Source organism: Rhizobium sp. PEPV16 (assembly GCF_008919455.1).
Classification (GTDB): Bacteria; Pseudomonadota; Alphaproteobacteria; order Rhizobiales; family Rhizobiaceae; genus Rhizobium; species Rhizobium leguminosarum_Q.
This window is the reverse complement of the sequence record NZ_VSZV01000137.1, coordinates 1-6,983: the sequence shown is the minus strand read 5'-3', so window position 1 is coordinate 6,983 and position 6,983 is coordinate 1. Positions and strand designations below refer to the sequence as shown.

Sequence of the window (6,983 nt, the reverse complement as noted above, 5' to 3'; positions counted from 1 at the left end):
CGATGTTCGAAATCCCGCAGGATTTCGGAAATCCGGGCGTCATTGTCCTGTTTGTCGCCGGGCGCTGTGGCAAGGAGGGCATTGCGTCCGACACGCACCAAAAACCTTTCGAGACGCCCTCGCCGCCGGCCGCTTTTGATGATCAGTCCGCCGAAGGTCCTGTAGCCGCGCAATGCCTCCATTGTCCAGGAGCTGGCATAGGCGAGTGCGTGGGGCGTTTGCAGATGCTCGTCTGCCTGCATCTCATGCATGATCAGCCTGATCTGCGCCCGGATCGAAAGATCGCCCCAGAATGGCCCGACAAAGGAGCCGACATGTTGTCCACCGGACATGGCGTGCATGACGAGCGTGTCGGCTGGTTCGGCCTTGGGGATTCGCGAAAGCGTTTCGAGCGCGACACTGACCACCTGGACATTGCCAAGCGTGAATGACCGCAAAGGGTTTGCGGCGGATATGTGCCAAGAAACGGCGTCAATGATCTTGCGCCCAGCGCCAGGCATGGAATGATCCTGAATTAGCTGGATGAGCGAAAGGAACGTCGGTCGCCATTTATCGAGAACATCGATGAGACCGTCTGCCCGATCGATAAAGAGCCCTGTCTGCAGGCCATGGAGGATTACGCCGGCAAAAAGGTTTTCGTAGCCCGCGGCGTCCGGCATGTCAGGCAGAAGCGCTGCAAGGGCTGCAATATCCAAAGTCGGATCGAGCTTGGCGGCGACGACCCAGGCGAGCATGCGCAGTTGGCTGACGGGGGGCGTGATCCAACCTGTCTCCGGCCCCCCTGCCGACAAGCCCTGCTGCATCTGCAGCGCCTGCGCTTTCGTCGTCACGCGAACCGCGTCGCGCACCAGTTTGACCGGATCGCCGGACAGCGAACCGGCCTTCATGCGATAGAATGCGAGGCATTCGTCCACATGGCAAAATTCGGCGCCTGCAAAGGCCATGCGGAGCCAGAGATCCCATTCCTCGCCGGTCTGCAAGGTTTCATCCATGCCTTCCAAATGCTCGAAAAGGCTTTTGGGAAAGACGACCGTATGGATGGCAAGGGCGCAGAAGGAGGAGAATTCGCGCTTGGCGGCATCTCCCGTCAGGATGGGAGCCTGTTCTACCCGCAGCAGCCGGCCGCTCGGAGCAACGCGACGATAATCGCAATAGGCGAGAACGGGTGGAGATGCATCCTCTGCCACCGGCTGCATGTTTTCGATGAAGGTCGGATCCAGCCAGTCGTCGGCATCCAGCATGCAGAGCAGGGGAGCGACCGCAAGGCGTGCGGCGTGGTTTCGCGCCGCGGCGGCGCCGGCATTCGGCTGACGGGCGGGGAGAATGCGGCTGTCCGTTTTTGCGATGGCCTCGAGAAGCTCCCAGGTGCGGTCGGTCGAACCGTCATCGACCACGACAGCCTGCCAGTTCGATCGCGTCTGCTGCTGCAGGCTGGCAAGACATTGGGCAAGCGTATCGGCTGCATTGTAGGCGGGGATGAGGAATGAAATGTCAGGTGTCGCGGCGATCACCATGCGGGCCTCTTCCATCGCCGCAGAACGTATAGAGCGCCGTTTACGCTTCCGAGCATCTCCTGCTTCAGGAAGACGTCGTGCGATGTCGTGCCTTTGCGAAGCCGTCTTCGGAGCCTTCCGGCGTAATATTTCGGAAACGAGAGCAGGATGCGCCGCAGATTGGCGTTATTTCCTGTGTTCTGATACTGGACCAGCAGCGCTGCGACATGGCCACTCATATATTGGTAGATCTGTTTGGCGAGCCCCTTCATATCCTTGCGATGAAAGTGCCAGGCTACCGCCGTCGGCTCGTAGCGGCAGACATGGCCATGATGGAGGAGCCGGTTCCAGTATTCGGAATCGCCCGAGCATCCGGCAGCGCCCATATCCAGGCGGACATCGAACAGGCCGATCTCCTCGAAGACCTTGCGGCGGATGGCCTGACTTGCGCCGGCTCCTATCGTCCAGACCGGAGCGCCGTAACGTGTATCCCTGGTATAGAAGTCCTGATTGAAATCCTGCCGCAGATAACCCCTGCCAAAACTCCAGTGCTTTTCGAAGATAAACTGTGCAGGCGTTGCGAGTTCCCCGGGAAGGACCAACCCGGTTACGCAGGCGATCTCCGGCAGATCGAACCCCTTCATCAGGTTTTCCAGCCACCGCTCGTGGAGAACGACGTCATCATCCGTAAACGCGACGAATTCGGTTCTCGCCGCACGAACCGCAGCGTTGCGCGCATAATCCAGCCCGACCCGCTCTTCACGGACATAGGTTGCGCCCGATTCCTCCACCACACGACGCGTCGCATCACCGGCGGAGGCATTATCCACCACGATGATCTCGACGGGGCTGAGCGACTGTTTGGGGATCGAGGCCAGGCACCGACGTAGCTCCTCCGGCCGGTCCTTTGTGCAAATCAGAATGCTGACGTCGCGGTTTCGCACAGGGGTTTGCGCGACTTGACGCGCATGCTCGAGCGTCTCGGGCCGCACGACACGCTCGGCGAGTGCCGCCGCCGTCTCGGGCCTTTCGATATAGGCCTGTCCTACGGGAAGACCATCCGACAGAAAGACCACGAGCCCATCGGAGATCGGGGGCGAAATGGCATCAAGGTGAGAGGTGGCGAGATCAAGATAGTGAATCGGTACGGGAAAACTCATATCCTTCAGATCGGACGGAATTGGTTCTCGCATCATCACTCTCTCAATCGCACCGTGAACATACGCCGCGCGCATCCAAGACGCGAGTCTCGAAAGCCGACATGGTTTATTCCGCGGCGTGCCTCATTTGGTCCCTGAACCAATCGAGCGTCATCGCCACGCCCTGTTCGTAGGTGATTTTGCACGACCACTCGGGCATGACATAGTGCGCGTTGGTCAAGTCCGGCCGTCTGTTCGTGGGGTCCTGCGGCGGTGACGGCTCGAAGACGATCGGCACGCCGCCAACAAGTCTGGAGACATATTGCGCGACTTCGAGAACCGAAATCTCGCGATCATTGCCGACGTTCAGAGGCCCCTTATAGTCGGTTTCATTCATCCAGAAATATCGCGCGAAACCATCGACAACATCATCGACATAGCCCCAGCTGCGAGACTGAAGGCCGTCGCCGAATACGGTAATCGGGCGGCCCGAGAGCGCCTGGGTGATGAAGTTGGAGACCGCGCGACCATCGTCGGACCGTGTCCGCGGGCCATAGATGTTGAAGGGACGAACGATCTTGACGTCGAGCCCTTGGGTGCGCTGCATCTCGAACAGCAGCGACTCCGTGCATCGTTTGCTTTCGTCGTAGGACGCACGCGGTCCGGTACAGTCCACCTGGCCCTTGTAGGATTCCGGCTGCGGCGAGACCAAAGGGTCTCCATAGACTTCGGAGGAAGAGGTAAAACAGAAACGCCCGCCATTTTTCAGCACATCGAGAAGCCGGAACGCGCCGAGAAGGTTGGCGGAAATCGTCCTCTTCGGCTCCTTCATGTACCACGGCGGCGATGCGGGGGATGCGAGATGGTAGACTTCATCGAATTTCTCAGAAGTCTGCAGCGTCTCGACGTCGGATTTCACAAAGTGGAAACGGGGGTCCCTGATGTGCGCGATATTTTCGAAAAGCCCGGTCCACAGGTTGTCAACAACGACCAGCTTCTGAATGTCCGTCCTAAGCAAAAGTCGATCACACAAGTGGGATCCGATGAAGCCAGCCCCGCCAGAAATCAATACGCTTTTCATTGCATTGCGCCTCGTGACTTGAGATAAGGTGCCTGTTTATTAGCACCACCTGTAATGCGTGACAATTACTTAGAAGAATTCTAAGAAATACTCGCTTATTAATGTTAATTGTTAAATTCGCCTACTTTAAGGTGTTGCCGCCGATGCCGCGCTCGATAACGCGTGGCCGCGCCGGGACCGGATGCGACAGATGCTCGGCGCGCGATCATCACGACCTGCCCAATATCGACTATCCATTCCATGAGGCGGCCGCACGCGTTCCGGATCCAGAGCTGAGGTCGCTCATCGAAAAGCACGTCGCTCGGTGGAAACGGGGAGCCTTGATGTGGTGCTATATTTTCGAAAGATCCGGTGCAAAGATTGTCAACAACAACCGGCTTCCGGACATCGCTTCCTAAGTAAAAGTCGGTCACAGGAGATCCAACGAAGCCGGCTCTGCCAGCAATTGATACGCTTCTCACATCAGCGCGCCTCGTTACTTAAGATGTATTATTGTTATTACAGCGATTGAACGTTTAGTATGGGCACGAAGTCCGGGGTTGGCTCGGACTTTGGTCTGAATTTCCCGCGCGCGGAAACGATCGTCGGCGTCGTTCGAAAATCCAAACTATGGCGCCTGCGCGTCTTTTCAAGCGCCTGGACAACGCTTTAACACATTGGATCTACCTCATTTTTCCCGAGCATAGATTCCGATTTTCGGGCCGACGCGTGAGCGCCGACCGCAAGGCGGCCGCAGTGCGGTCCTCCATTCCTCCGCAGATACATGGAATGTCCCGCCTTCGCGGTGCCGCTCGGCTGTTGCCGGTGACCGCACAGGCTTCTGGCACTGGGCGGCGCCTGGTCTATCGAGACCGTCAGCCCGGTTCTCACCATGGCCGTTCTGGCGCTTCTGACCGCTTCGCGCTGCGCATCAAGCCTTGACGATTGAGTCAGCCCTCCGGGGACGACGCAAGCCGGTTGGCATCGAACTGGGCGGCGACCGGAATGATATCCTCACCGGATGTCGCGACATTCGCCTGACGATGAACCGTGCGCGGGGAAACGCGAGGCGCACTCAATTCTATCATCTCGCCAGGAGAATGCAGCGCCCATTTCATCAGCGCCGCGTCGGAAGTCGATCCGAAGAAATTTGCTTCTTCCCAGGAGGCGGTCATGGGCAGTGAGGCGATCATGTTCGTGCCCTGCTTGGAGGCCGGGTGTGCAACAAGGCGGGGTTCGAAGCGGGCATAGGCCGGCAATGCAGACGCCGGCCTATCCGGAAGGACATCAATTGGACCGATCGACGCAGTCTCTACTTTGTCATCCACGCCCGCGTCGTGCTCGAGGGCAGCCGGCCGCATCGCCGGTATCGGAATCGGGAAAGATGAAAGATCCGGAGCGGACCGTTTGTCATCCCGCTGGGCGGCGCCGGTCTGCAGCGCGAGCGCATTCAATGCTCGGCTTTTCGGCGTGGGCAGAAGCGCCGTCACGAGTTTATTGTCTGTAGTATCGCCGCTCGACGTGGTCGACGCGCTCACGTCTTCGTCTTCTCCAGCGGTGCTGGCGATCTGGATCGAGGTGGGGCCGCCGCGCTTCTTGTGGTTCGCAACCGCCTGATTGTATCCCGGCAGCGGCCGGCCATCGGCCGGCAGATGCATGGTCTGCCCATTCGGGAATATTCGAGCGAGTTCTTGCCGGGACATGCGGGGCCAGGCTCTGACGTTGCCGACATCGAGATGCACGAAGGGCGATCCCGAGGTCGGATAATATCCGACGCCGCCGACCTGCATCTGCATCGCCAGCGCACGCAGCGTCGAAAGCTTCACGCCGGGAACGTAGAAATCCATCGCCTTGCCCAGCATGTGCTGGCTCTTCTTGGCGACGCCCGTGCTGCGCGAACGGTTGCGGAGCATGTTGTTGGTGCTCGGGGAACGATAGGCGGAGACGATATGGATGTAGTCCTTGCCGCCGCTGCGCTTGTACACTTCCCAGACCAGGTCGAGCAGCCGGGGATCCATCCGGGTGGGCTCGTTCCTCCGCCAGTCGCGCAGAAACCGATTGATCTGGGCGAGGCCCTTTGGATCGAACTTTCCGTCCCGCTTGTAGGTAATCGTGGCCCTCTCGCCCGTATGGGTGAAGAACAGCTTCAGGGCCCGATCTTCCGCCGAGACAAATGATGCAGAACCGACAAGTGCCGGCAGCGCAAACAGAGCTGGGAGAATGGTCTGCGCTGCGAAGCGTTTTGCACGCGATAGGAGCTTGGCAATTCCGCCCAAAGCTCCGCCCGATAATCCTTGCACTGGGTACTTCAACACGAACAATCCCGTCCAACACCAAACACTCGACGACGGGGCGGAAACCTCCGCATCCATCAGGCTCAATAAAGCCAGCTTATGGTCAATAAATTGCTAACAAGCGGATGCGAGCCATCCAGGCGCAGTGGCACTCGGGGGCCGGCGCTGTTTTTGTCGTGTTTCGGCCGACGGAGATGCCGGCCGCTTGCGTCTGCGGATGAAATCGCGTCGCGCTCTTCCTACGAAGACACGGCAATAAAAAGGCGGCCCGCACTCCTACTCTCGATACCGCAAAGCGTTCAGAAGAAGCACGAACGCCGGAGAGTGCTGCCGCCGACTGGGGTAGTACAGGTGGTATCCCGCGAAAGGCTCGCACCAGTCCTCCAACACTCGCACCAGGCGTCCGTCGTCGATGTAGGGCTTGGCATAGTCTTCGAGCATGTAGGAAAGTCCGACGCCGGCGAGCGCCGCGTTCATCCGTAGCGAGCCGCTATTGAACACGGCCTGCCCGTCGACCCGGACGTTGACGGTTTTGCCGCCCTTTTCGAATTCCCAGGCGTTGATCCTTTTAGATGTCGGCATCCGGATGTTGGTGCAGTTGTGCTGTGTGAGATCTTCCGGGTTCTCAGGTCGCCCGTGCTTGTCGAAATAAGAAGGCGACCCGACTACCGCCATTCGCAGGTCCGGGCCGATCCTCATGGCGATCATGTCCTTCTCGACTTGCTCGCCGAGGCGAACGCCGGCGTCGAACCGCTCCGCCACGAGGTCGATCAGCGTAGCATCAACGATCACCTCGATCTTGACATCCGGGTATTCGCCGAGAAATTTTTCGAGAACCGGCCAGAGTATCGTGTCTGCCGCGTGTTGACTTGAGGTGATCGCGATCCTGCCCGCCGGGCGCTCGCGAAGATGTGTCAGCGCATCTAGTTCCGCGTCGATCTCCTCGAAATGCGAGCCCAGTGACGTTAGGAGCTTTTCCCCCGCCTCCGTAGTCGAG

5 protein-coding genes are annotated in these 6,983 nt (G+C 59.1%); all 5 read right to left on the bottom strand.

Annotation, left to right across the window (positions count from 1 at the left end; translation table 11 throughout):
- Window positions 1–1,514 (bottom strand): glycosyltransferase family A protein (locus FY112_RS02510; RefSeq protein ID WP_151517576.1); only part of this gene is annotated, 1,514 nt, incomplete at its 3' end.
- A complete protein-coding gene (locus FY112_RS02505; protein ID WP_017961641.1) occupies window positions 1,508–2,728 on the bottom strand; it encodes a glycosyltransferase in 1,221 nt (406 codons plus the stop codon). The genes FY112_RS02510 and FY112_RS02505, both read right to left, overlap by 7 nt.
- A gap of 31 nt (window positions 2,729–2,759) precedes the next feature.
- Window positions 2,760–3,713, bottom strand: coding sequence for an NAD-dependent epimerase/dehydratase family protein (locus FY112_RS02500; protein ID WP_131629755.1), 954 nt, complete (start codon window positions 3,711–3,713; stop codon window positions 2,760–2,762).
- A 929-nt stretch (window positions 3,714–4,642) separates the two neighbouring features.
- Window positions 4,643–6,064, bottom strand: a complete 1,422-nt coding sequence (locus tag FY112_RS02495) for a DUF882 domain-containing protein (protein ID WP_094088805.1) — start codon at window positions 6,062–6,064, stop codon at window positions 4,643–4,645.
- 198 nt (window positions 6,065–6,262) lie between these two features.
- Window positions 6,263–6,983: LysR substrate-binding domain-containing protein (locus FY112_RS02490; protein ID WP_151517575.1), on the bottom strand; the 721-nt coding region annotated here is incomplete at its 5' end.